This is a genomic window from Bradyrhizobium sp. 187 (assembly GCF_023101005.1).
GTDB classification, from domain to species: Bacteria; Pseudomonadota; Alphaproteobacteria; order Rhizobiales; family Xanthobacteraceae; genus Bradyrhizobium; species Bradyrhizobium canariense_D.
Genome location: NZ_CP064693.1, coordinates 4,543,982 through 4,565,797, shown reverse-complemented (window position 1 = coordinate 4,565,797; position 21,816 = coordinate 4,543,982). Strand labels below are relative to the sequence as shown.

The 21,816-nt window shown below is 64.0% G+C and carries 24 protein-coding genes; 14 read left to right on the top strand and 10 right to left on the bottom strand.

Features of this window, described 5'->3' with window-relative positions:
- Positions 1–17 precede the first annotated feature (17 nt).
- Positions 18–674 carry a carboxymuconolactone decarboxylase family protein gene (locus IVB19_RS21995; RefSeq protein ID WP_247476177.1) on the top strand — a complete coding sequence of 219 codons (657 nt, stop codon included), beginning with the start codon at positions 18–20 and terminating at the stop codon, positions 672–674.
- Positions 675–781: 107 nt separating this feature from the next.
- Here IVB19_RS21995 and IVB19_RS21990 read toward each other — a convergent pair whose 3' ends face one another.
- The 3 genes from IVB19_RS21990 to IVB19_RS21980 all read right to left on the bottom strand — a co-directional run bounded on the left by IVB19_RS21990 (position 782) and on the right by IVB19_RS21980 (position 2,996).
- The gene (locus IVB19_RS21990) at positions 782–1,777 is read right to left on the bottom strand and encodes a dienelactone hydrolase family protein (RefSeq protein WP_247455497.1); all 996 of its coding nucleotides are present in this window, start codon (positions 1,775–1,777) and stop codon (positions 782–784) included.
- Positions 1,778–1,855: 78 nt separating this feature from the next.
- Positions 1,856–2,449: a hypothetical protein gene (locus IVB19_RS21985; RefSeq protein ID WP_247455496.1), complete on the bottom strand. Its 594-nt coding sequence runs from the start codon at positions 2,447–2,449 to the stop codon at positions 1,856–1,858.
- 142 nt (positions 2,450–2,591) lie between these two features.
- The gene (locus IVB19_RS21980; RefSeq protein WP_247455495.1) at positions 2,592–2,996 is read right to left on the bottom strand and encodes a DUF4260 domain-containing protein; all 405 of its coding nucleotides are present in this window, start codon (positions 2,994–2,996) and stop codon (positions 2,592–2,594) included.
- Positions 2,997–3,145: 149 nt separating this feature from the next.
- Between IVB19_RS21980 and IVB19_RS21975 the strand changes: the two genes are divergently transcribed.
- Together IVB19_RS21975 and IVB19_RS21970 are read left to right on the top strand one after the other, a co-directional pair.
- Entirely contained in the window at positions 3,146–4,678 is a 1,533-nt protein-coding gene (locus IVB19_RS21975) for an acyl-CoA carboxylase subunit beta (RefSeq protein WP_085384238.1), read from the top strand.
- A 452-nt stretch (positions 4,679–5,130) separates the two neighbouring features.
- The gene (locus IVB19_RS21970; protein ID WP_247455493.1) at positions 5,131–5,478 is read left to right on the top strand and encodes a hypothetical protein; all 348 of its coding nucleotides are present in this window, start codon (positions 5,131–5,133) and stop codon (positions 5,476–5,478) included.
- Between the two features lie 21 nt (positions 5,479–5,499).
- On the opposite strand, the gene IVB19_RS21965 is transcribed toward IVB19_RS21970, so the two are convergent.
- Complete coding sequence (locus IVB19_RS21965; RefSeq protein WP_018456483.1) at positions 5,500–5,652, bottom strand: hypothetical protein; 153 nt, start codon at positions 5,650–5,652, stop codon at positions 5,500–5,502.
- Between the two features lie 96 nt (positions 5,653–5,748).
- Positions 5,749–6,396, bottom strand: coding sequence for a glutathione S-transferase family protein (locus IVB19_RS21960; RefSeq protein WP_247455491.1), 648 nt, complete (start codon positions 6,394–6,396; stop codon positions 5,749–5,751).
- 129 nt (positions 6,397–6,525) lie between these two features.
- Here IVB19_RS21960 and IVB19_RS21955 point away from each other — a divergent pair, with 129 nt between their 5' ends.
- Together IVB19_RS21955 and IVB19_RS21950 are read left to right on the top strand one after the other, a co-directional pair.
- The gene (locus IVB19_RS21955; protein WP_018456485.1) at positions 6,526–6,840 is read left to right on the top strand and encodes a hypothetical protein; all 315 of its coding nucleotides are present in this window, start codon (positions 6,526–6,528) and stop codon (positions 6,838–6,840) included.
- A 128-nt stretch (positions 6,841–6,968) separates the two neighbouring features.
- Positions 6,969–7,247 (top strand): twin-arginine translocation signal domain-containing protein, encoded by a 279-nt coding sequence (locus IVB19_RS21950; protein ID WP_018456486.1) that lies wholly within the window; start codon positions 6,969–6,971, stop codon positions 7,245–7,247.
- A 146-nt stretch (positions 7,248–7,393) separates the two neighbouring features.
- Here the strand turns inward: IVB19_RS21950 and IVB19_RS21945 are convergent, their stop codons facing one another.
- The 3 genes from IVB19_RS21945 to IVB19_RS21935 form a co-directional block, all read right to left on the bottom strand.
- Complete coding sequence (locus IVB19_RS21945) at positions 7,394–7,645, bottom strand: GCG_CRPN prefix-to-repeats domain-containing protein (RefSeq protein WP_007603074.1); 252 nt, start codon at positions 7,643–7,645, stop codon at positions 7,394–7,396.
- A gap of 203 nt (positions 7,646–7,848) precedes the next feature.
- Complete coding sequence (locus tag IVB19_RS21940) at positions 7,849–8,856, bottom strand: alpha/beta fold hydrolase (protein ID WP_247819869.1); 1,008 nt, start codon at positions 8,854–8,856, stop codon at positions 7,849–7,851.
- Between the two features lie 197 nt (positions 8,857–9,053).
- Positions 9,054–9,752, bottom strand: coding sequence for a winged helix-turn-helix domain-containing protein (locus IVB19_RS21935; protein ID WP_018456488.1), 699 nt, complete (start codon positions 9,750–9,752; stop codon positions 9,054–9,056).
- 165 nt (positions 9,753–9,917) lie between these two features.
- On the opposite strand from IVB19_RS21935, the gene IVB19_RS21930 reads away from it, so the two are divergent.
- The 3 genes from IVB19_RS21930 to IVB19_RS21920 are packed head-to-tail and all read left to right on the top strand — an operon-like array spanning position 9,918 to position 11,475.
- Positions 9,918–10,226 carry an NIPSNAP family protein gene (locus tag IVB19_RS21930; RefSeq protein ID WP_247455489.1) on the top strand — a complete coding sequence of 103 codons (309 nt, stop codon included), beginning with the start codon at positions 9,918–9,920 and terminating at the stop codon, positions 10,224–10,226.
- A gap of 37 nt (positions 10,227–10,263) precedes the next feature.
- Positions 10,264–10,614 carry an antibiotic biosynthesis monooxygenase family protein gene (locus tag IVB19_RS21925; RefSeq protein WP_018456489.1) on the top strand — a complete coding sequence of 117 codons (351 nt, stop codon included), beginning with the start codon at positions 10,264–10,266 and terminating at the stop codon, positions 10,612–10,614.
- Between the two features lie 51 nt (positions 10,615–10,665).
- A complete protein-coding gene (locus IVB19_RS21920; protein ID WP_018456490.1) occupies positions 10,666–11,475 on the top strand; it encodes an isocitrate lyase/PEP mutase family protein in 810 nt (269 codons plus the stop codon).
- 57 nt (positions 11,476–11,532) lie between these two features.
- On the opposite strand, the gene IVB19_RS21915 is transcribed toward IVB19_RS21920, so the two are convergent.
- Positions 11,533–11,925: a hypothetical protein gene (locus tag IVB19_RS21915; RefSeq protein ID WP_018456491.1), complete on the bottom strand. Its 393-nt coding sequence runs from the start codon at positions 11,923–11,925 to the stop codon at positions 11,533–11,535.
- Between the two features lie 164 nt (positions 11,926–12,089).
- Between IVB19_RS21915 and IVB19_RS21910 the strand changes: the two genes are divergently transcribed.
- Complete coding sequence (locus tag IVB19_RS21910) at positions 12,090–12,743, top strand: trimeric intracellular cation channel family protein (RefSeq protein WP_085351305.1); 654 nt, start codon at positions 12,090–12,092, stop codon at positions 12,741–12,743.
- Between the two features lies 1 nt (position 12,744).
- On the opposite strand, the gene IVB19_RS21905 is transcribed toward IVB19_RS21910, so the two are convergent.
- A complete protein-coding gene (locus IVB19_RS21905) occupies positions 12,745–13,971 on the bottom strand; it encodes a c-type cytochrome (RefSeq protein ID WP_247385078.1) in 1,227 nt (408 codons plus the stop codon).
- Positions 13,972–14,251: 280 nt separating this feature from the next.
- Between IVB19_RS21905 and IVB19_RS21900 the strand changes: the two genes are divergently transcribed.
- The 5 genes from IVB19_RS21900 (at position 14,252) to IVB19_RS21880 (ending at position 21,801) form a co-directional block, all read left to right on the top strand.
- The gene (locus tag IVB19_RS21900) at positions 14,252–17,752 is read left to right on the top strand and encodes an indolepyruvate ferredoxin oxidoreductase family protein (RefSeq protein WP_247819868.1); all 3,501 of its coding nucleotides are present in this window, start codon (positions 14,252–14,254) and stop codon (positions 17,750–17,752) included.
- A 404-nt stretch (positions 17,753–18,156) separates the two neighbouring features.
- Complete coding sequence (locus IVB19_RS21895; RefSeq protein WP_085360843.1) at positions 18,157–19,314, top strand: thiolase family protein; 1,158 nt, start codon at positions 18,157–18,159, stop codon at positions 19,312–19,314.
- Positions 19,314–19,703, top strand: coding sequence for a Zn-ribbon domain-containing OB-fold protein (locus IVB19_RS21890; RefSeq protein WP_085351309.1), 390 nt, complete (start codon positions 19,314–19,316; stop codon positions 19,701–19,703). Before IVB19_RS21895 ends, IVB19_RS21890 begins: the two co-directional genes overlap by 1 nt.
- A gap of 208 nt (positions 19,704–19,911) precedes the next feature.
- Entirely contained in the window at positions 19,912–20,772 is an 861-nt protein-coding gene (locus IVB19_RS21885; RefSeq protein ID WP_018456496.1) for a MaoC family dehydratase, read from the top strand.
- Between the two features lie 150 nt (positions 20,773–20,922).
- Positions 20,923–21,801 (top strand): SDR family oxidoreductase, encoded by an 879-nt coding sequence (locus tag IVB19_RS21880; RefSeq protein ID WP_018455294.1) that lies wholly within the window; start codon positions 20,923–20,925, stop codon positions 21,799–21,801.
- Positions 21,802–21,816: the final 15 nt, after the last annotated feature.

Here is a 21,816-nt window from a genome sequence, read left to right as displayed (position 1 = left end):
AAAACCGGGAGGAGAACATGAACTCAACGCCACTCTGGCTGCCGTCGCTCACGCTTGCCGCCGCAGGCGGCTGGCTCGCCGCCACGATGTTTGCCGGTCCCGCCACCAGCAGGGAGCCGCGCTTTCCTCAGCTCACCATGGACCAGCTCGACGCCAAGCAGAAGCCCCTCGGCGAGCAGATCATGAAGGTCTCGAGCGTCGGCATCGGCGGTCCCTACAATCCGATGATCCGCAGCCCGGTGCTCGGCCAGCGCCTGTTCGACCTATTACACTATCTGCGCTGGGAGACCTCGGTCCCGACAAATCTCAACGAGTTCGCGATCCTGATCACCGGGCGGCAATGGCGCTCGCAGGTGGAGTGGTACGCCCATGCGCCGCTCGCGGCGAAAGCGGGCCTGTCGCCCGACATCGTCGCGGAGCTGAAGGCCAATAAGCGGCCTGCGAACATGGCCGAGGACGAGGCCGTCGTCTACGACTTCGTCACCGAGCTCACCGCGACGAAGAAGGTCGGCGACGAAACCTTCGCGCGCGCGAAGAAGGTCTTCAACGACCAGCAGATCGTCGACCTCACCGCGGTCGCCGGCAATTACGTGATGGTCGCGATGTTGCTCGCAATGGCCGAAGAGACCGTGCCGCCGGACAAGCAGGAGCCGTTCAAGCCGGGCGAGCCGTAGCCTTCGTCATTGCGAGGAGCGAAGCGACGAAGCAATCCAGAATGCCTCGGCGGAAAGATTCTGGATTGCTTCGCTGCGCTCGCAATGACGGAACATGTCGCGCTGGCCTAACCCAGCTTGAACAGCGCCTGCAAAAACTCCTCAACGGCCTTGCGCGACTCGGCGGCAGTCGTTGGATTGCCGCCGACATGCGGATTGAGCTCGACGCAAGCGTCCTGGTAGGTGAACGGCGCTTTCGTATCGGCGTTCATCAGGACGCCGCCGTCGCCTTCGCGGATCTGGCAGTTGCGCACGGTCTGCGCACCCGTGGACACGGTGACCGTATTGACGCCGAGCAGCCCACTGTCAAAGCCGTGCGCGCTGTCGGGGTATTCGGTCAGCACCACGTCGCGGCCGGCCGTCTTGAGCCGCTCGACGAAAGCGTTGCAGCTCTTGACGGGATTGTAGTCGTCGGGCGTGCCGTGGAAAATGCGGATCGGGCGCGCGGCGATGTCCGTGTCGTTCTGATAGGTCGTGGAGCAGTCGGGATAGAAGGGAATGTAAGCGGCGAACTGGACGCCGGACTTGTTCCAGAGCTTGTGGAAGCGGTTGAGGCTCGCATAAAGCGTCGCCTGTCCGCCGCGTGAGAAGCCCATCAGCACGATGCGATCAGGATCGACGCGGGAATGTTTTGCGAGGATCTCCAGCGAGCGGTAGATGTCGATGACGAGGTTGAGCCGGCCGAGCAGGGCCTGGTTCGGCCCCACCACCGTCAGCCCGCGGCCGGTAAAGCCGTCGATCACGAGGGTCGAGATGCCCATGGCGTTGAACGCGTGCACCCAGGCTTCGGTCGTTGCGCCGACGCCGCTCGAGCCGTGCATCAGCACCACGACGGGAAGTTTTCCGCTGCCTTGCGCTACGCGGAATTCGCCGGCGACCGTCACCGGCTTGCCGGCCGCGGCGTCACCGCTGAGGAATTGCTGGTCGGAGAGGGTGAGCGAGGGGATCGGATAGATCTCGGCGCGGGTGGCGACTTCCCTGGGAAGCGATTGCGCCTTGGCGCCCATGCCGACGAACAGCGTTGAAATGCAGAGCGCCATGGCGACGCGGAATGCTGTCGGCATCGGATCCTCCCCGTGATTTTCAGTGAGTAGAACAACAGGCCTGCGCGCTGTCAAATTGACGCAAGCCGGCGGTTCGCCTCAGGCGGGATCGGCCTTCTTCACCGTCAGCGCCTGGTCGATCGCAAAACCGCCAATCTCGCTCATCGCCTGCGAGATGACGTCGCCCTTGCGGGCAAAGCCGGCGGAGAGGAAATCGAACTGGGTGCGCGCCAGCCGCAGCACCTCGATCGGCACGGAGATTGCGGTCTCGTTGAAGCTATCGACCGAGGCGTGCAGCGTCTGCAGCTCGCTTGTGAGCTGGCCGATATGGTTCTCGGCGTGCTGCATCAGGCCGAGCAGCTTGCCGCGCTCGGCGTCGAATGCCGCGCGCTCGGCCGCCGCGGCCGCGGTGATTTCGGCAAGCTGGCTGCGCAGCCCGTCGATTTGCTTGACCATGGCGTCGGACGCCATCTCACCGGTCTCGCGCAGCTCGCTGTTGCGCGTGTTCTCTTCGTGCTCCCGGTGATAGAGGCGTTCCGCCGACATCGCCCGTTGCGTCAGCGACTCGATCAGCGCGGCCGCGCGCAGCAACATCTCGCCGTTCCGCCCCGACACCATGCTGGCCATGCGCCGCAGGAAGTCGGTGGTTTCGGACGATGGGTTCGGCGGCAGGGGAGCGACCGTCGCGGACATGGGGGTGATGCTTGCAGCCGGAAATGATGACCGCCGCCGTACCGACTGAGCTCACGCAACATTCGGCGCCTGATCGCAAGCCTGGAGCAAGCCTGAATCGCCGCGCCCGGTCAACCGGGCCAGGGCCAGATTTGCAACTGCGTCACGTATCCTTCTGCCGGCCGATCCGGCCGAGATGGGTGAAGCCGAACCCGGCCGAATATTTCAGGCCGCAGCCCAGTGCCCGATCGATGCCGATATGGGCGAGCCAGATCAAGGCGATGGACAGGGTGAGTGGCGAGGCGAGGCCGAAGCCGAGCGTCAGCAGCGCGACCGGCGCCATGTAGCTGTGGGCGGCGTTGTAGACCATCGCGCCGAGTTTGGCGTCGGCAAGATAGGCGAGGAAGCTCAGATCGGGGACAAGGAAGAGCAGGGCAAAGACTGCCCAAGAGCCGTCCCAGGTCCAGTAGAGCATCACCATCCCCACAAACAGCGTCAGGCCCTCCAGCCGCAGCAGGATGTTGACGCCGCCCGTCGCCGCGCCGGTCTCCGCCGCTCCTTCGGTCATGCTCGTCTCCCAGGCAAAACTTTGAAATTCCTTGCGCTTTCCCGCTGCGGCAAGGCAGCCCTGCGAGACCGAAAGCCGCTTCCCGGCCCGCAAAATGCCGTGTTAGAACCCCCGGCAATCGCATTTAGGCTAAGAACTGGCGGGAGCAAATGAAGAATATCCTGGACGCCCTTGAAGACCGTCGCGCCGGCGCAAAGCTCGGCGGCGGCGAGAAGCGCATCGAGGCGCAGCACGCCCGCGGCAAGCTGACCGCACGTGAGCGCATCGAGCTCTTGCTCGACAAGGGATCGTTCGAGGAATTCGACATGTTCGTCGAGCACCGCTCCACCGAGTTCGGCATGGAGAAGAGCAAGGTGCCCGGCGACGGCGTCGTCACCGGCTGGGGCACCGTCAACGGCCGCAAGACGTTTGTCTTCGCCAAGGATTTCACGGTGTTCGGCGGCTCGCTGTCGGAAACGCACGCGCTGAAAATCACAAAGCTCCAGGACATGGCGATGAAGGCGCGTGCGCCCATCATCGGCCTGTATGACGCTGGCGGCGCCCGCATCCAGGAGGGTGTCGCCGCGCTCGCCGGCTATTCCTACGTGTTCCGCCGCAACGTGCTCGCCTCCGGCGTGATCCCGCAGATCTCTGTCATCATGGGTCCCTGCGCTGGCGGCGACGTCTATTCGCCGGCGATGACCGACTTCATCTTCATGGTGAAGAACACCAGCTACATGTTCGTCACCGGCCCCGACGTGGTGAAGACCGTCACCAACGAGGTCGTCACGGCGGAAGAGCTCGGCGGTGCCTCGGTGCACGCCACGCGCTCCTCGATCGCCGACGGCGCCTTCGAGAACGACGTCGAGACGCTCTTGCAGATGCGGCGCCTGATCGACTTCCTGCCGTCCAACAACACCGACGGCGTGCCGGAATGGCCGAGCTTCGACGACATCGGCCGCGTCGACATGTCGCTCGACACTCTGATCCCCGACAATCCGAACAAGCCCTACGACATGAAGGAGCTGATCCTGAAGGTCGTGGACGAGGGCGACTTCTTCGAGATCGCGGATGCTTTCGCCAAGAACATCGTCACCGGCTTCGGCCGCATCGCGGGCCGCACGGTGGGCTTCGTCGCCAACCAGCCCATGGTGCTGGCCGGCGTGCTCGACTCCGACGCTTCGCGCAAGGCGGCGCGCTTCGTGCGTTTCTGCGATGCCTTCAACATCCCGATCGTCACCTTCGTCGACGTGCCGGGCTTCCTGCCGGGTACCGCGCAGGAATATGGCGGCCTGATCAAGCACGGCGCCAAACTGCTGTTTGCGTACTCGCAGTGCACCGTGCCGCTGGTCACCATCATCACCCGCAAGGCCTATGGCGGCGCCTTCGATGTCATGGCCTCCAAGGAGATCGGCGCCGACATGAACTACGCCTGGCCGACCGCCCAGATCGCGGTGATGGGTGCCAAGGGCGCGGTCGAGATCATCTTCCGCGCCGACATCGGCGACCCCGACAAGATCGCCGCAAGAACCAAGGAATACGAAGACCGCTTCCTCTCCCCCTTCATCGCCGCCGAGCGCGGCTACATCGACGACGTCATCATGCCGCACTCGACCCGCAAGCGGATCGCGCGGGCGCTGTCGATGCTGAAGGACAAGAAGGTGGAAACGCCGGCGAAGAAGCACGACAATTTGCCGTTGTGAGGGCGCACTTGTAGCCCGGATGAGCGTGGCGACATCCGGGTTTTCTATCCAAGTCCCGCATGTCGCTTCGCTCATGCGGGCTACCGGAAGCAGGGGAGTGCGGTGACACGGCAGCGCCTGTCTGATAAGCGAATGATTTGCGAATTGGAAGCAGGACAGGAGTGGTTGCTCTCCGCGCCAGCGTCGCGGAGACTTCTGTCACTCCTTCGAAGCCGCCTGCAGTCGATCACTCGGAATGTCTACATCGTTCGCCATATTACAGAGCAAACAGAGGATTTGTACGATATCCTCGTTGATGGTTCGATGGTCGTTCAGATTGAAGTTCCGCGCGATGTGAGCGGCGCTGAGATACTATTCGAGAAAAGTGACGTTAAGGAATACTTGGGGTCTCATAGGCAGCTCACGAAGCCCGATCGTCGCAAACTAGAACTCGCGATTGAACTTGCTCAAAGATGACCGAAGACGATCCGACCGACGAGATTTCAGACATCGAAGCGCGGATCGAGGCTTTGGCCGAGATCGCCGAGCGATGCCGGAAGTACATCCTGGCATCCAAGATCGCCGTCGGCGGCGGCGCTGCGCTGTTGCTGATCACGATCCTCGGCTTGCTCGGAATGGGCCAGACCGCCGCGCTCGGATCGATCGCTCTGGTGCTCGGCGGGATCGTCTCGCTCGGTTCGAACATCAGCACGCTGCGGCAGACGGAGAGCGCGATCGGGGATGCGGAGGCGCTTCGGTCTCAACTGATCAGCCGCATTGACCTTCGCGTGGTCGCCGATGCGCCGATGAAGCTGGTGTGACGCGGCGCTCGCAGGCCAATGTCACGCCGCAGCCCTGCGCGACAGCACCTGCAGCTCCTCGCGGCATTCGGCTGCGAACGCCTGAAGCTGCTCCGCGGTTTGCCGGTCGAGGATCGCCTTTGCCAGTCTTTCAGCGCGGGCAAGCTGGTCTCTGAGATATGCGATGCGGGCCATGTGTCACCTTCCGCAGGGATGATTTGATGGCCGTGACCCTACGGCCATCGCCGGATTCATTATGTGAGGCACGTCACATCTGACGCGGGCGCCGCGTCAGCGGGTCGCGTCCGCCGCAGCGAAATGCGTCATCTGGTCGGCGTGGGCCTTGGCGAAGGCCGGGCGGGCGGTGGCGCGCGCGACGTAGGCGCGGCAGGCGGGACTGTCCGCGAGCCCATCGAACTGATCGATGATGCGCAGCACGTCTGACATCAGGATGTCGGCGACGGAGAACGTGCCTGCCAGCCATTCGCGGCTGGCCAGCACCGCCTCCATGTGCTTGAGGCGGAGTTTTAGGAAGTCGTCGACAAATTTCCACGCGGCCGTATCGCTCGGATGACCCATGAACTTCGACATCGTCCAGGGCAGGCTCGCCATCTCCACCGAATTGAGCGCGGCGAACAGCCATTCCGTGGCTTGGTTGCGGCCGCGCGGATCTGATGGAATCAGCTTCGCGCTGAGGCCGCCGAGATGCAGCAGGATCGCGCCGCTCTCGAATATCGAGAGATCGCCGTCGGTCAGCCACGGCACCTGCCCGAACGGCTGGTGCGCAAGATGCTCGGCGCCGCGCCCGTCGAACGGCGCGCTCGCGACGCGATAGGGCAATGCGGCCTCTTCGAGCGCCCAGCGCACCCGAAGGTCGCGCACGAAACCGCGCGGGGGCGGGGGAACCCAGTCGAAGGTGGTGAGCGTGAGGTCGGGCATGTGGTGTCTCCGTCTGCTGTTCAGGCATAGGACGGGTGAGAGATGCGCGTTCCGACACCGGTGCCGTCCTTTTTTGTCGTCGCCGACGTCATCGGCTAGTCTCACCCCAAACAACAGGAGGAAAATCCGATGCCGTCAGCCTTCTTCGTCGTCCGCGCCGTCGTCACCGATGCCGGCAAGCGCGCCGCCTTCGACAGGTGGTACGAGACCGAACATCTGCCCGACGCGATGAAGGCCTTCGGCGTGAGCAAGGCCTGGCGGTTCTGGAGCCTCGACGATCCCTCACTGCATCAGGCGATGTATCAGTTCGCGAGCGAGGCTGCGCTGCACGCCATGCTGAAGGGCGAAGCGCTGACGCAACTGGTGGCCGATTTCAACCGCGATTGGCCCGACGTGACGCGCACGCGCGAGTTGCTGGTGCTGGCGCAGGAGTTTGGCAAGTAGCGCCCGGCGGCGGGCTGTCACCGTCGGAGTCGCAGCGAAGCTGAACGCGCGATTCAGCTTCGGTTCATGTCGTCACCACGACACTCGCCTCTGCATCACTGGCACGACCATCCAAGAGGAAAGAAGTCATGGAGCGCCGGAACTTTTTAAAATTTGCAATCGGTGTCGCGGCCGGAGCTGCCGCGTTCACGACCGCCGCAAAGGCTGCGCCGCTGGCGCCGCAGCCGCTCGGTGACCCCCGCATGCCGCAAGGCAATCCCGACGCTCATCCCGCAGTCACCAGCAGCGAAGAAGCCGCGCAGTTGAAGCCGGAGCAGGTGCACTGGCACGGCCGCCATCGCCATTGGGGTTGGCGCCGCCGTCACTGGGGCTGGCATCGCCGGCGATGGCACCGCCGCCATTGGTAAGCTTCGCGCACCAGGCTTGAACGGGGACCGCGATCGCGGTCCCCGTTCTGATTCGAAACATCCCGGTGCGACGTCAGGCGCTCAAAAAGAAAATGGCCGCGCAGGCTTTCGCCGCGCGGCCATTTCGCAATGCGAAAAAAACGAGATCAGAACGGGCGGCAGCGGCCGGCGTACCAGCGGAAGCCGTAGGGGCACACGCGGGCGCGCGGCACGACCACGACAGGGGCCGGCGCAACCACGATCGGACCCGGGCGGACAACGACCGGACCGCGCATCGGGCGGCAGCCGCCATAGGCGCCGCGGTACCAGCCGGGGCCGCAACCGCCGGCGGCGCTCGCCGCCTCGCTGAAACCAACGACCGCGCTGGCGAGCATCACGGCGGCAAACAGGTATTTCATTTGATCTTCCTTCTCGTCCTTGGGTGTAGGTTTTGGGGGCAGGTAGGAGGGCTTGGCGCTTTTCGGCGCACCATGAATCAAAAGACACGATTCGACACGTTAAAATCGCAACATGCCGACACGACGCCAGCCAAATCTGCCAATCATGACCTGAATGCGGCATGAACATTCCCCGCACGCGGCTCCGGACGACAGCAATGACGCTAGCGGCCGAGAAAGCCCAGGACTAGCTCCCTGTACTTCTCAGGCGCCTCGAGGAAGACGAGATGGCCGGTGTCCGGGATCACCTCGGCCCGCGCATTCGGCATCTTCGCCGCGAGTGCCTTCGCCAGCTCGGCGTTCTCTCCCATTTTCGCGCGCAGCGCCTCCGGTGCGCTCAGTCGGCCCGGCGCGTTGTGGTCGTCGGCGCCCATGATGAATAGCGTCGGCTCGGTGATCAGTGCGATCTCGTGCGCCACCGGCTCACGATAGATCATCTGGCCGGAACTGACGAAGGCACGCAGCCAGCGCGGATAATCCGGGCTGCCCTTGATGTTGAAGCGGGCGTCGATGAACGGCGTGATCGCGTCCGGCGGCAGCTTGATCGCATAATTGGTCTGAAGCTGCTTGCGATAGCCATCGGCCGTGAGCTTGTCCTCGGTCTCGATGATCTTCTCGGTCGGCGTCGGCGGTACATAGAGGCGGTAATCTTCCAGTCCGATCGGGGCCGTCAGAACAAGGTGGGCGACGCGATCGGGAAAGGCGCGGGCGATGCGGACGCCCAGCATGCCGCCGAGCGAATGGGCGACGATCTCGGCCTTGTCGATCTTGAGGTGATCGAGCAGCGCGATGGTGTTGCGCGCCAGAGTGTCGAAATGCAATTCGCCCCTCGGCTTCGAGGATTTGCCGAAGCCGATCTGGTCCGGCACCACGACGCCGAAGCCGGCCTCGCTCAGCATCTTGATAACAGGCGCCCAGTAGCTCGACGGGAAATTGCGCCCGTGCAGCAGCACGACGGTGCGGCCGTTCGGCTGCGCAGGCGGCACGTCCATATAGGCCATGCTGAGCTGCTCGCCGTCATTGACAACAGGCAGCAGGTGCACGGGATAGGGATAGGCAAAGCCTTCGAGCGCGATGCCGTAGGGTTCGCGCGGGGCGGTGTCGGCGGCGTGGGATGTAAGAGGAGCGGCGAGAAGAGCCGTGCAAAGCACGGCCGGGAGGAGGCGGATCATTGAAGGCTCTGAGTCATGTTGGCGCTAGGAGACACATTCTCCGTCATGCCCAGGCTTGGCCCGCCTGCGCGGCCGAAGCCGCTTCGGCGAGGCGAAGGCCCGGGCATCCACGTGGTGCCACGCAAACTGCACTAAAGACGTGGATAGCCGGGTCAAGCCCGGCCATGACGACGAGAGACGCTTACACGCGCTTGTGTTCAGTCCTTCGCAGTCCCGAACAACGCGGCAAACTGCTTCTCGCCGGTGCGCGTAAAATTCACCACGCGGCTGCCGGGCGTGGCGTCGCGGGCAGCCCATTTCAGCTCGGCGAAACGCTGCATCATGGCGGCGCCCAGCGTGCCCGCGAGATGGTGACGCCGCTCGCTCCAGTCGAGGCAGGCCTTGCAGACCGGCCGGCGGGGATGGGCGAGCATGTCGGGCGAGATCTGCAAATGCTTCGCCAGGAAGCGCTCGCCCTCGGCCGTCAGCTCGATCTCCTGCTTCTTCTGCCTGACCAGGTTTTGCGCGCGGAGGGTGTCGAGCATCTGCACGCCGAGATCGCCGGCGAGATGGTCGTAGCAGATCCGGGCACGCCGCAGCGCCGGATCCTTCGGCCCGGTGCGCACGCGCATATGGCCGGTCCGCGCGGCGAGGCCCGCAAGCCCCTCCAGCACCCCGGCGACATCGTCGTCGGTGAGGCGGTAGTAGCGGTGGCGGCCCTGCTTCTCCGGCTCGATCAGGCCACCGGCCTCGAGCTTGGAAAGATGCGAGCTCGCGGTCTGCGGCGTGATGCCGGCCTCCTGCGCCAGCTCGCTCGCGGTGAGCGCGCGGCCGTTCATCAGTGCCGTGAGCATGTTGGCGCGTGCGGGATCGCCGACGAGCGAAGCGATCATGGCGATGTCAGGACCGGATTTCATGCTTCGATGGTAGCCGAAGCATTGCGGTCGGGCAAGCGCGTAGCCTGGCTTTGCTCGTCATTGCGAGGCGCGAAGCGACGACGCAATCCAGGCTGCCTCCGCAGAGGGATTCCTGGATTGCTTCGCTGCGCTCGCAATGACGGTGTGGAACCAGAGGAGCCCATCATGTCCGTCACCGTCTTCATCCGCTACCAGCTCGATCCCTTCAAGCGCGTGCAGTTCGAGGAGTATTCGAAGCGCTGGCTCACCATCATCCCGAAATGCGGCGGCGATCTGATCGGCTATTTCATGCCGCACGAGGGCACCAACAATATCGCGTTCGCGCTGATCACCTTCGAGAGTCTGGCTGCGTATGAGGCCTATCGCGCCCGGCTGCGTCAGGATACGGAAGGTATGGCCAACTTCCACTTCGCCGAGGAGCACAAATTCATCCTCGCGGAAGAGCGCACGTTTCTGCGCCAAGTGGTTCTGTAAGTGGTATCGTAGGCCATCAACGACAGGAGAGACGCCCATGATCGCCGTGATCTTCGAGGTCTGGCCGAAGCCGGAACACCGCCAGGATTATTTCGACCTCGCGGCCGACCTCAAGCCGATCCTGCAAACCATCGACGGCTTCATCTCGGTCGAGCGTTTCGAAAGCCTGACCGAGAAGGGCAAGATCTTATCGGTGTCGTTCTGGCGGGACGAGGCGGCCGTGCAAGCCTGGCGCAACACGATGGAGCATCGCCGCACCCAGGCCAAGGGCCGCGCGAAAATCTTCGCCGATTATCACTTGCGTATCGCCAGCGTCATCCGTGACTACAGCATGAATGATCGCGAGCAGGCGCCGAAGGACAGCCGCGCGGTGCACGACGCGCACTAGCGCTCGTGGCGGCACGTCCCCATCTCTGCGCGGCCAACAAGGGAGAGAAACATGCACGTGACAACTGCTGACAAGCGCGCGGCCTTCAGGAAGCTGCACGAGAGCGGCTGCTTCATCCTGCCCAATCCGGTCGACGTCGGCAGCGCGAAAGCGTTGCAGCATCTCGGTTTCAAGGCACTCGCGTCGTCGAGTGCGGGCTTTGCCTGGACCATCGGCAAAGCCGACAACCACGTCACCGTCGAGGACGTCTGTCAGCATCTGGCGGCATTGAGCACGTCGGTCGACATCCCCGTGAACGCTGATTTCGAGGGCGGCTTTGCGGTCGAGCCGGACAAGGTCGCGGAGAATGTCGAGCGCTGTGTGCGCACCGGCGTTGCCGGCCTGTCGATCGAGGATTCCACCGGCGACAAGGACAAGCCGATCTACGAGCGCGCGCTCGCAGTCGAGCGCATCAAGGCATCGCGCAAGGCGATCGGCGATAGCGGCGTGCTGCTGGTCGGCCGCTGCGAGGCCTATCTGTGGGGCGTGACCGACCTCAAGTTGGTCATCGACCGGCTGACGGCCTACGCAGATGCTGGCGCCGATTGCCTTTACGCGCCGGGCCTGAAGAGCCGCGAGGACATCGCCGCGGTGGTGAAGGCTGTCGCACCCAAACCGTTCAACCTGTTGATCGGCGTCTCCGGGCTGTCATTGCAGGAAGCTGCCGATCTTGGCGTGCGCCGGATCAGCGTCGGCGGTTCACTCGCTCGCGCCGCCTGGGGCGGCTTCATGCGGGCCGCGAAGGAAATGGCGGAGAAGGGGACCTTCGCGGAGCTGGCGAGCGGCTATCCCGGCGGCGAGCTCAACAAGATGTTCAGCTAAGACAAACGAAAGCGGCGGGATCTGAATCCCGCCGCTGTTGCATATTGTTGCAATTCGTTACTTCGCGCCGTCAGCGGGTGCCGGCGTATCCGGGGCCGCCTTGCTCGGCGCGGCGCCCGTGGTCACGCCCGGCCCGGTATTGGTGCGCGGCGTCACGTCGCGCATGCCGGGAGGTGCGGCCGGATTGGTAGCCGGTGCCTGCTGCGCTGTCTGCGTCGCCGGCGTGGTGCTGGCCTGGTTGCTGGTGCCGGTGTTGTTCAGGCCGTAGAATACGGCACCCAGCACCAAGGCGATTGCCACTGCGAACAGGGCTACTTTGCCGCTGGAGGCGGGGCCTTCGCCAAGCTCCGGGTCGACCTGAAGCTGGGCATCCCGTCGCGCCGCATTGCGATACTCATCATCGGCGAGATTCGGGCGGTACGGATCGTTGATAAAACGGTCGTCAGCCATCGATTGGTTCTCCTCGATTATTGCGGCGGGACAACCCGTGGATGCGAGATTCTGTTCCGCCCTCCTTAATGCTTTCGTCGCATGTTGCGCCCGCGGCGGGAATCGGGAACCTGTTCGCTGGGGAACCTGACGCGTAAGCTCCGCTGACGGAAGGGAACAAAGCGATGTGGAGCTTGCCGCCGAGCGATTATAGCGTGCTGCATCTGTTGTCGCTGGTTGCGGTCGCGGCGCAAGGCATGACCGCCGCGCTCGCTGCCGGCCGCCGCAGCATGGATTGGCTCGGCGTCTGCTTCCTAGGCTGCATCACGGCGCTCGGCGGCGGCACCTTGCGCGATCTCTTCCTGGGGCATTATCCGTTGGCCTGGGTGCAGAACCCCATCTACCTCGCACTGGCCGGAGGCGCCGCCTTCCTCACCATCCTGATGGCGCGCCTGGTGCACCGGCTGAAACTGGCCTTCATCGTGCTCGATGCCATCGGCCTCGTCGTCTTCACCATGACCGGCTGCGACATCGCCTGGCAGATGGATGCCACGCTGCCGATCGTCATCGTCTCCGGCATGGTGACCGGTTGCGCCGGCGGCGTGTTGCGCGACGTGCTCTGCAACGACGTGCCGCTGCTGTTCCGCTCCGAGCTCTACGCCAGCGTCTCGGTGGTGACGGGATTGTTCTATGCCACCGCGTTCGGTCTTAAGCTGAACGCCGAGCTCTGGACCATTTTGACATTCGTCCTCGGCATCAGCTTCCGCCTGCTGGCGGTGCGCTACAAATGGGAGATGCCGAAATTCGTCTTCACGGAAGAGGAGGAGCGGGAGCCTTGAGCTACGGCTCCTGCTTCCGCGCCCTCGCCACCTGCGCCGGCGTCACCAGCGGCGCGGCGTTGCCCCAGGAATTGCGGATGTAGTTCGTCACCGCCGCGATCTCTGCGTCGGACAGCTGGTTGGAATAGGCCGGCATCTCCCCGGTGTTGGGCGCGCGCGGGGTCGTCACGGTGTGGGCGCCGTCGAGGATGATGCGCAAGGTCGAGGACGGATTGACCGATTGCAGCAGCGCGTTGGCGGGCAGCGGCGGATAGATGCGCGGTGCGCCGGATCCGTCGGCCTCGTGGCAGGCGATGCAGAACTTGGCGTAGATGGCCTGGCCGGCCTTCATCTCGGCATCGTCAGGCGGCGTCACGATCGTCTCACGCCGTGCCGGCGGCAGGTTCTTCAGGTAAACCGCGATCGCGCGCACGTCGGCATCGCTCATCTTCGAAGTCGAATTGACGACCACCTCCGCCATCAGCCCGCTGGCATGGCTCCTGGCGTTGCGCCCGCTCTGAAGATATTCCGTGATGTCTTCGACACTCCACGATTTCAGCCCGGTGCGGGCGGCGCCATCGAGCCGTGGCGCGTACCAGCCGCCCACCTCGTTGCCCGCGAGGGCCTGCGCCTGCTTGTCCGCGCCAAAATAGTTCTTCGGCGTATGGCAGGCGCCGCAATGACCGAGCCCGGTGACGAGATAGCCGCCCCGATTCCACGCCGCGCTCTGGCTCTGGTCCGGTTCGAACAGGCCGGGTTTGAAATAGACCATGTTCCAGATCCGCATCAGGCCGCGATAGCTAAACGGCCAGCGTAGTTCCGGCGGCTTGTTGCGGCTGGTGACGGCCGCGAGCGTTCCGAGATAGGCCCGGATCGCCAGCGTGTCGTCCTTCGTCATCCGCGTGAAATAGGGGTAGGGGAACGCCGGGTAATAGTTGGAGCCGTCTGGGGCGACACCGGTGCGCACGGCGCGAGTGAAATCGGTGTCGGTCCAGGCGCCGATGCCGGTGTCGCGGTCCGGCGTCAGGTTCGGGGCATAGATCGCGCCGAATGGTGTGTCGATGCGCTTTCCGCCCGCGAACGGTTTGGCGGGATCGGCGGTGTGGCAGCCGGCACAGTCGCCGGCCTCCACCAGCGACTTGCCGTAGGCGATCAGCTCCGGTGACGGCTCGGCGGCGCCGGCCGCGCTCGCAACCGCACTGCACAACGCCAGGCCCACGAGAGCCAGGCCAGTGAGAATCGTCCGCATCGAAAGCCTCTCCTGCGACCCATCGACGCCGTCCCGGATGACGGGGCGTCAATTCGTTGCGCGACGGCGGGGGTATGGTGACACAAAATGAAAATCGCGGATGCCAATGCAGCCACGAAATTGCGATTTTTACCCGGCGCTCCCTTTGGTCCAGAATTGTGATGCGGAGCGTGAAATATCCGACATAGAGTGGCGGAAATGGTCGGCGCGCCCTAGCTAAAAACAACGGGCAGGCAACGGCTTAAGCAGCCAAGCGCTCAAAAGGGCGGAAGAGGACATAATGGGCATCAACCAGGGTCCGATCAGTCTCGATCAGAAATACACCCAGGACACCGGACATATTTTCACGACCGGCATTCAGGCTCTGGTCCGCCTGCCGATGGCCCAGATCCGGCGCGACCGTGCCGCGGGATTGAACACCGCCGGCTTCATCTCCGGCTATCGCGGCTCGCCGCTCGGCGGCTATGACCAGCAGCTCTTCGCCGCGCGCAAGCATCTCGAGCAGTACAACATCAAATTCCAACCCGGCGTGAACGAGGATCTGGCCGCGACCGCGGTCTGGGGCTCGCAGCAGCTCAACCTCTCGCCCGGCGCCAAGTATGACGGCGTGGTCGGCATCTGGTACGGCAAGGGCCCCGGCGTCGATCGCTGCGGCGACGTCTTCCGCCACGGCAATGCCGCGGGCTCAGCCAAGAACGGCGGCGTCTTGTGTCTCGCCGGCGACGACCACGGCGCAAAATCCTCGACGGTCCCGCATCAATCCGACCACGCCTTCATGTCGGCGCTGATGCCCTATCTCTACCCGTCGAGCGTACACGAGATGATCGAGATGGGTCTTCTGGGTATCGCGATGTCGCGCTACTCGGGCTGCTGGGTCGGCATGAAGGTGATCACGGAGACGGTGGAGACCACCGCCGAGATCGACCTCACCGACGAGATGACGCCGTTCGTGATCCCGACCGATTTCGAGATGCCCGAAGGCGGCCTCAATCTGCGCTGGCCCGACGACCGCTTCGCCCAGGACCGCCGCCTGCAGGACTACAAGGGCTTTGCCGCGATCGCCTTTGCACGCGCCAACAAGGTCAATCGCGTCACCATCGACTCGCCCAACGCCCGCTACGGCATCATGGCGTCCGGCAAGAGCTACGAGGATATCCGTCAGGCGCTGCGCGAGCTCGGGATCACGCCCGAGGTCGCCGCCAAGATCGGACTTCGATTGTACAAGATCGGCATGCCGTGGCCTCTGGAGCCGGAAGGCGTCAGGCAATTCGCTGTAGGACTCGAGGAAATCTTCATCATCGAAGAGCGCCGCGAGATCGTCGAGAACCAAGTGAAGCAGGAGCTGTTCAACTGGCGCGACGATGTCCGTCCCCGCATTATCGGCAAGATGGACGATCACGACAAGCGCTTCCTTCCCTTTGCCGAAGAACTCAGCGTCGCCTCGCTGGCGAGCTCGCTGACCGAGCGGCTGCTTCGACTTGATCTCAATCCCGAAATTGCAACGATGCTGCGCGCCAAGGCCGATTGGTTCAACGGCCGCCAGGCGTCGCAAATGCAGGCGACCGCGCCTGTCGCCCGCACCCCGTATTTCTGCTCCGGCTGCCCGCACAACACCTCGACCAAGGTGCCCGAAGGCAGTCGCGCCTTTGCCGGCATCGGGTGCCACTTCATGGCACTGTGGATGGATCGCTCCACCGAGACCTTCACCCACATGGGCGGCGAGGGTGTGCCGTGGGTCGGCGTTGCCCCCTTCACAAAGGAAGAGCACGTCTTCGCCAATCTCGGCGACGGCACGTATTTCCACTCCGGCAGCCTCGCGATCCGCCAGGCGATCGCCTCCGGCGCCAACATCACCTATAAGATCCTCTACAACGACGCGACCGCGATGACCGGCGGCCAGCATGTCGACGGGGAATTGTCGCCGCAGCAGATCACCTTCCAGCTACACAGCGAAGGCATCCGCGAGATCTATCTGGTCTCAGAAAATCCCGACGCCTATCCGGCGAACGAGATCGCGCCCGGCGTCAAGACCGCGCATCGTGACGAACTCGACGCGGTCCAGAAGACCCTGCGGAAGGTCAAGGGCGCGTCCGCGATCGTGTTCGTGCAGACTTGCGCCGCCGAGAAGCGGCGCCGCCGCAAGCGCGGCACGATGGAGGATCCGGCGCGCCGTGTGCTGATCAATCCTGCAGTGTGTGAAGGCTGCGGCGATTGCTCGGTGCAATCGAACTGCATTTCGGTCGAGCCGCTCGAGACCGAGTTCGGCCGCAAGCGCGCCATCAACCAGTCGACCTGCAACAAGGATTATTCCTGCGTCAAAGGCTTTTGCCCGTCCTTCGTCACCGTCGATGGCGGCAAGATGCGCAAGCGCGCGCCGGCGGGCGTCGGCGATATCGGCGATATCGGCGATCTGCCCGAGCCGGCATCGCGCCCCAACCTGGACAAGCCCTACAACATCGCTGTCGGCGGCGTCGGCGGGACCGGCGTGCTGACGATCGGCGCGCTGCTCGGCATGGCCGCCCATATCGAGGGCAAGGCCTCGATGATCCTCGACATGTCGGGCCTGGCGCAGAAGGGCGGGGCGGTGCTGAGCCACGTCCGCCTGTCCGATCATCCGGCCGAGGTGACCTGCTCGCGCATCGTCACCGGTACGGCCGATGTGGTGCTCGCAGCCGATGAGGTGGTCGCGGTTGCCAAGGACACCATCTCGCTCTGCGACAGCAGCCGCACCCGCGGCATCATCAACAGCCACGTCATTCCCACCGCCGACTTCGTCCTCAACCGCGATTTCAACTTCCAGACCCGCAAGCTGAACGGGTTGCTGGAAACCGCGCTGCACAAGGACTCGGTATTCTTCGACTTCACCAAGCCGGCCGAACAGCTGCTCGGCGACAGCATCGCCACCAACATGATGATGATGGGCTACGCCTATCAGAAGGGCCTCTTGCCGTTGTCAGCGGAGTCGATCGAGCAGGCGATCGAGGTCAACGGCGTCTCGATCAAGATGAACAAGGAAGCCTTCCGCCTCGGCCGCCTCGCGGTCGCCGATCCCGCACGGCTTGCCGGCATGCTGAAGGGAACGGATGAGGTCGTTGCGCCCAAGTCCCTGGACGCAATGACGCTCGACGAGGTCATCGAGCATCGCACCAGGCATCTCACGGCGTACCAGAACGGCCGCCTCGCGAAACGCTACCGCAAGCTGGTCGATCAGGTCAGCGACGTCGCCAGGCAGGGCGGCTATGACGAGGCGCTGACCCGCGCCGTTGCGGTCAACTACGCCAAGCTGCTGGCCTACAAGGACGAATACGAGGTCGCGCGCCTCTACACCGATGGCGCCTTCGAAAAGCAGCTCCGCGACCAGTTCGAAGGCGACTTCAAGTTCAACTTCAACCTGGCCCCGCCCATTCTGAGCAGGGGCGTCGATGCGCTCGGCCGCCCGAAGAAGCGCGCCTTCGGCCCGTGGATGCTTCCGGTGTTCCGCGTGCTGGCAAAATTCAAGTTCCTGCGCGGCACGCCGCTCGACATCTTCGGTCGCAGTGCCGACCGCAAGCTCGAGCGCGATCTGATCGCCGGCTACGAGAAGGACGTCGCCACCGTGCTCGGCCTGCTGTCGCCGCTGACGATCGATACCGCGGTGGAGCTGCTCTCGCTGCCCGACCGCATCCGCGGCTACGGCCCGGTGAAGGAGAAGGCCGTAGCAGACGCCAAGGCCCGCTACGCCCAGCTCGCCGCCGACCTCGCGAACCCGCCGCCGGCGCCGAGGCAGATCGCGGCGGAGTAGAATTTTCGTGGGGTGGACTCGCTAATCCACCCTGCAAATTCCTGTTCGAAATCAACCACCGTTCTACTGTGCATGGGGTTGTTTTCGCGAAAAAACATTTTTCGATAAAACGAAATCACTTGTGCCGTCGGGCAAAACAGCTTTAGGGTTCTGCCCGTCGTTCCCATCATTGCGAGCGCAGCGAAGCAATTCCAGAGTGCGTTCGCGGAAAGATTCCTGGATTGCTTCGCTGCGCTCGCAACGACGACTGCGGCAGCAGGGCCTTCCACCGCACCTCGGATGATGCGGCGGCCATTTGCGCCAGCCCGCTGCCCTCTCGCCCGACGGAATATTTCCGCGCTTGCCAACAGGGCGGCAGCGGTTCAGAAAAAACCGGAAGTGAGAAACGCCAGCGGAGACCTTATTTGACCATCAAGGGCAAGGCCTACATTGCCGGGATCTACGAACACCCGACCCGGCACGCGCCGGACAAATCCACCGCGCAACTCCATGCCGAGGTCGCCAAGGGCGCGATCGAGGATGCCGGGCTCAGCAAGGACGATGTCGACGGCTATTTCTGCGCGGGCGACGCCCCGGGCGGCGCCTGGCCGATGGTTGATTATCTCGGGCTGAACACCAAAAAACTCCGCCATGTCGATTCCACCGAGACCGGCGGCTGTTCCTACATCATCCATCTCGGCCATGCCGCTGAAGCGATCGCCGCGGGCAAGTGCTCGATCGCGCTGATCACGCTGGCCGGCAAGCCGCGCACCGGGGCGATGCCGCCGCGCGCGGCGGGCGCCGAGGCCGATTTCGAGACGGCTTACGGCGCGACCACGCACAATGCCTATGGCATGTGTGCCATGCGCCACATGCACGACTATGGCACCACCAGCGAGCAGCTCGCCTGGATCAAGGTCGCGGCCTCGCACCATGCGCAATACAATCCGCATGCGATGCTCAAGGACGTCGTGACCGTCGAGGACGTCCTGAACTCGCCGATGATCTCTGATCCCTTGCATCGCATGGATTGCTGCGTGGTCTCCGACGGCGGCGGCGCGCTGATCGTGACCACGCCTGAAATCGCCAAGAGCCTGAAGAAGCCTTTGGTCAAGCTGATCGGACATGGCGAGGCGATGAAGGGCCCGCGCGGCGGCAAGGATCTCGACCTCACATACTCCGCCGGCATCTGGTCCGGCCCGCGTGCCTTCGAGGAAGCCGGCATCACGCCGAAGGACATCAAATACGCCTCGATCTACGACAGCTTCACCATCACCGTCCTGATGCAGCTCGAAGACCTCGGCTTCTGCAAGAAAGGTGAGGGCGGCAAGTTCGTCGCCGACGGCAATCTGATCTCGGGCGTCGGCAAGCTGCCGTTCAACACCGATGGCGGTGGCCTCTGCAGCAACCATCCCGTCAATCGCGGCGGCATGACCAAGATCCTCGAGGCCGTGCGGCAACTGCGCGGCGAGGCGCATCCGAAGGTGCAGGTCAAGAATTGCGATCTCGCCATCGCCCACGGCACCGGCGGGCTTTTGGGTGTTCGCCACGCCGCCTCGACGGCCATTCTGGAGCGCGTGTGATGAGCGAAGCCAAGAAATATCCGGCCCCGGTGACGAACCCTGAGACAGCCGCGTTCTGGGATGCGACCAAAGAGGGCAGGTTCATGATCAAGCGCTGCACCGCGTGCGGCGAGGCGCACTATTTCCCGCGTGCGATCTGCCCGTTCTGCTACTCCGACAAGACGGTGTGGGAGGAGTCTTCGGGCGAGGGTACGATCTACACCTACAGCTTGATGCGGAAGTCGCCGACCGGCCCTTACGCGATCGGCTACGTCACGCTGAAGGAAGGCCCATCGCTCCAGACCAATTTCGTCGATTGCGATTTGACGACGTTGAAGATCGGCCAGAAGGTGAAGGTGGTGTTCAAGCCGACCGACGGCGCGCCATTGCCGTTCTTTACGCCGGCGTAGTCGCTTTCTTCCCTTCTCCCCTTGCGGGAGAAGGTGGCGCGAAGCGCCGGATGAGGGGTCTCTCTCCACCGAGAGATTGTTCGATGCGGAGCGAACCCCTCACCCAAACGAGTTTGTTGCGAGCACCTTGGAGCCCTCTCCCGCAAGGGGAGAGGGCGCATCAATGGGCGCCGCCATTCGCTGAAACTGCCGGGAGGAAACAACAAAAATGTCCGCCAGATACGACGAACTCAAAGGCCTCAAAAACCTCGGCCAGAAATATGCCTACACCGACCGCGAAGTGATGCTCTATGCCTACGGCATTGGGCTTGGCGCCGATCCGATGGACGAGAACGAGCTCGCCTTCGTCAACGAGGGCACGCTGACGCCGCGACCGCTCAAGGTGGTGCCGACTTTTGCATCCGTCGCCGCGTGGGGCGCGGGGCCTGGCGAGATGAACCTCAACCGCGTGATGGTGGTGGACGGCGAGCGCGACATCACCTTCCACCAGCCACTGCCGGTCGCCGCGCACATCACCGCCGATTCCTCCGTGGTCGAAGTCTACGACAAGGGCAAGGACAAGGGCGTGGTCATCAGCCATCAGACCGTGCTCAAGAACGAGAAGGGCGAGAAGCTGGCAACTCTGGTCGCCTCCCGCTTCGCCCGCGGCGACGGCGGCTTTGGCGGGCCGAACCTGACCCAGCCGGATCCGCACAAGAGCCCGTCCCGCGCACCCGACACGACCATCGACATCGTGACGCGTCCCGACCAGGCGCTGGTCTATCGTCTCTGCGGCGATCGCAACCCGCTGCACTCCGACCCTGAGTTCGCGAAGAAGGCCGGCTTCCCACGTCCGATCCTGCACGGCATGTGCACGTACGGCATCACCTGCCGCGGCGTGCTCCAGACCTATGCCGATTACGACGCTTCCGCCTTCCGCCAGCACGTCGCGCGGTTCTCCTCGCCGGTCTATCCCGGCGAGACCGTGACCATGGACCTCTGGAAGGACGGCAGCGTGATCTCGTTCGAAGCCAAGGTAAAGTCGCGCGGCGTCACTGTGATCAAGAACGGCAAGACGGTGCTGGGGTGATGATGCCGCTCGACGCGCTCTGAGTTATTTCGTCATGCCCGGGCTTGTCCCGGGCATCCACGTTCTTCGCGCGGTTGGCGATCAAGTTCATGGATGGCCGGGACAAGCCCGGCCATGACGGAGCAAAAGAACAAAACAGGGAGAGCCACCATGGGACTACTCGACGGCAAGGTTGCGCTGATCACCGGCGCGGGCGGGGGGCTCGGTGAGGCCTACGCAAAGCTGTTCGCGCGGGAAGGGGCCTCCGTCGTCGTCAACGACCTCGGTGGGCCCCGTGACGGCTCCGGCGCCGACACATCGATGGCGCAGCTCGTGGTGGATGCGATCAAGGCCGAAGGCGGCAAGGCGGTCGCCAACGGCGCCGACATCTCCACCATGGAAGGCGGCCAGTCGGTGTTCGACGACGCCATCAAGCATTTCGGCCGCGCCGACATCCTCGTCAACAATGCCGGCATTCTGCGCGACCAGACCTTCGCCAAGGCGTCTGAGTCCGACTGGGACAAGGTCATCAAGGTGCATCTGAAGGGCACCTTTTGTTGCACCATGCCGGTATTTCGCTGGATGCGGGAAAACGGCGGCGGCGTCATCGTCAACACCTCGTCGACCTCGGGCCTGATCGGCAATTTCGGCCAGAGCAATTACGGCGCGGCCAAGGGCGGCATCTGGGGCCTGTCCAACGTGCTGGCAATCGAGGGCCGCAAATACAACATCCGGATCTGGACGCTTGCGCCGGGCGCGCTGACCCGCATGACCGCAGACCTGCCCCGCTATAAGGAGAACCCCGGCGCGGCGCTGGGTCCGGACGGCATCGCGCCGGCCGTGCTATACATGGTCAGCGACTTGTCCGGTGACCAGACCGGCAAGGTGCTGGGCGTGTCCGGGCCCCGCGGCGTGCGCGAAATGCGGATGATGGAAATGGACGGCTGGAAGCCGCCGCACACGGGCTGGAAGGCCCAGGACATCGCCGATCATGCCAAGGAGATCTTCTTCTCCGAAGAGCAGATCAAGATGGGGGCGCGGCGGTTTTAGCCATCGACAGAGAGA

What these genes read in the sequence shown, in the direction of transcription:
- IVB19_RS21985 (WP_247455496.1), bottom strand. Translation starts at nt 2,449, where the DNA reads ATGTCCGCGACGGTCGCTCCCCTGCCGCCGAACCCATCGTCCGAAACC.
- IVB19_RS21910 (WP_085351305.1), top strand. Translation starts at nt 12,090, where the DNA reads ATGTGGAGCTTGCCGCCGAGCGATTATAGCGTGCTGCATCTGTTGTCG.
- IVB19_RS21995 (WP_247476177.1), top strand. Translation starts at nt 18, where the DNA reads ATGAACTCAACGCCACTCTGGCTGCCGTCGCTCACGCTTGCCGCCGCA.
- IVB19_RS21950 (WP_018456486.1), top strand. Translation starts at nt 6,969, where the DNA reads ATGGAGCGCCGGAACTTTTTAAAATTTGCAATCGGTGTCGCGGCCGGA.
- IVB19_RS21965 (WP_018456483.1), bottom strand. Translation starts at nt 5,652, where the DNA reads ATGGCCCGCATCGCATATCTCAGAGACCAGCTTGCCCGCGCTGAAAGA.
- IVB19_RS21945 (WP_007603074.1), bottom strand. Translation starts at nt 7,645, where the DNA reads ATGAAATACCTGTTTGCCGCCGTGATGCTCGCCAGCGCGGTCGTTGGT.
- IVB19_RS21935 (WP_018456488.1), bottom strand. Translation starts at nt 9,752, where the DNA reads ATGAAATCCGGTCCTGACATCGCCATGATCGCTTCGCTCGTCGGCGAT.
- IVB19_RS21990 (WP_247455497.1), bottom strand. Translation starts at nt 1,777, where the DNA reads ATGCCGACAGCATTCCGCGTCGCCATGGCGCTCTGCATTTCAACGCTG.
- IVB19_RS21970 (WP_247455493.1), top strand. Translation starts at nt 5,131, where the DNA reads ATGACCGAAGACGATCCGACCGACGAGATTTCAGACATCGAAGCGCGG.
- IVB19_RS21975 (WP_085384238.1), top strand. Translation starts at nt 3,146, where the DNA reads ATGAAGAATATCCTGGACGCCCTTGAAGACCGTCGCGCCGGCGCAAAG.
- IVB19_RS21980 (WP_247455495.1), bottom strand. Translation starts at nt 2,996, where the DNA reads ATGACCGAAGGAGCGGCGGAGACCGGCGCGGCGACGGGCGGCGTCAAC.
- IVB19_RS21905 (WP_247385078.1), bottom strand. Translation starts at nt 13,971, where the DNA reads ATGCGGACGATTCTCACTGGCCTGGCTCTCGTGGGCCTGGCGTTGTGC.
- IVB19_RS21900 (WP_247819868.1), top strand. Translation starts at nt 14,252, where the DNA reads ATGGGCATCAACCAGGGTCCGATCAGTCTCGATCAGAAATACACCCAG.
- IVB19_RS21890 (WP_085351309.1), top strand. Translation starts at nt 19,314, where the DNA reads ATGAGCGAAGCCAAGAAATATCCGGCCCCGGTGACGAACCCTGAGACA.
- IVB19_RS21960 (WP_247455491.1), bottom strand. Translation starts at nt 6,396, where the DNA reads ATGCCCGACCTCACGCTCACCACCTTCGACTGGGTTCCCCCGCCCCCG.
- IVB19_RS21915 (WP_018456491.1), bottom strand. Translation starts at nt 11,925, where the DNA reads ATGGCTGACGACCGTTTTATCAACGATCCGTACCGCCCGAATCTCGCC.
- IVB19_RS21920 (WP_018456490.1), top strand. Translation starts at nt 10,666, where the DNA reads ATGCACGTGACAACTGCTGACAAGCGCGCGGCCTTCAGGAAGCTGCAC.
- IVB19_RS21930 (WP_247455489.1), top strand. Translation starts at nt 9,918, where the DNA reads ATGTCCGTCACCGTCTTCATCCGCTACCAGCTCGATCCCTTCAAGCGC.
- IVB19_RS21940 (WP_247819869.1), bottom strand. Translation starts at nt 8,856, where the DNA reads ATGATCCGCCTCCTCCCGGCCGTGCTTTGCACGGCTCTTCTCGCCGCT.
- IVB19_RS21885 (WP_018456496.1), top strand. Translation starts at nt 19,912, where the DNA reads ATGTCCGCCAGATACGACGAACTCAAAGGCCTCAAAAACCTCGGCCAG.
- IVB19_RS21880 (WP_018455294.1), top strand. Translation starts at nt 20,923, where the DNA reads ATGGGACTACTCGACGGCAAGGTTGCGCTGATCACCGGCGCGGGCGGG.
- IVB19_RS21955 (WP_018456485.1), top strand. Translation starts at nt 6,526, where the DNA reads ATGCCGTCAGCCTTCTTCGTCGTCCGCGCCGTCGTCACCGATGCCGGC.
- IVB19_RS21925 (WP_018456489.1), top strand. Translation starts at nt 10,264, where the DNA reads ATGATCGCCGTGATCTTCGAGGTCTGGCCGAAGCCGGAACACCGCCAG.